General features: G+C 60.9%; 1 pseudogene. It reads left to right on the top strand.

Going from position 1 to position 722, the window contains the following annotated elements:
• Window positions 1-120 precede the first annotated feature (120 nt).
• Window positions 121-596: pseudogene (locus V2S85_RS27165) on the top strand (IS3 family transposase); the annotation flags it as partial.
• Window positions 597-722: the final 126 nt, after the last annotated feature.

The following is a 722-nucleotide window of genomic DNA, read 5'->3' on the forward strand; positions in this document are numbered from 1 at the left end:
TCGCTCCGTCACCGGAACCGCCCGTCTCAGCGGCAAATCGGCCCTCGTAGCTATCCGCGAACTCGTCGACGGCAGGTTCGTGGTCGCCTGATCAGAGCCCAATTGCTGACCCCGTGAGCAATTACCCGGGAGGAGAGGGAAGTACTAAAAAAGGCGACTCAGTTCTTCGCGAGCCAAAGGCCGTGAGGTTCGCCTTCGTGCACAGCTGGCGGCACCGTTGGTCGGTGGAGTTGTTATGCCGTGTTCTGCAGGTCAGTGAGCGCGGCTATCGGTCCTGGCGCTCGCGGCCGATTAGTCGCCGGGAGCGGACGGACATGAAGGTGCTGGCCCATATTCGGGAGCAATATAATCTGAGCCTTGGCAGCTATGGTCGTCCCAGGATGACGGAGGAGCTCAAGGAAGCAGGGCTCGACGTTGGTGAGCGCCGGGTCGGCCGCCTCATGCGGATCAACGGGATAAAGCCGGTTCGCACGCGCAAGCACAAGGTCACGACGGACAGCCACCACCGCGTGGGTGTCGCGGCGAACTGGCTGGACGGGGATTTTGCCGCCAATGCACCCAACCGGAAATGGGCGGGCGACATTACTTATATCTGGGGGACTGTCAGGAATTTCGTGTGCGGCGAGGCATAATGGGCAACAAGGAGACCCAGTATGTCACGACGGAAAGAACCCTCGATACCGAACGACATCCTCGACCAATTGCTGGCCGGCACTGACGCG

The organism is Novosphingobium resinovorum, assembly GCF_036352595.1.
Classification (GTDB): domain Bacteria; phylum Pseudomonadota; class Alphaproteobacteria; order Sphingomonadales; family Sphingomonadaceae; genus Novosphingobium; species Novosphingobium resinovorum_B.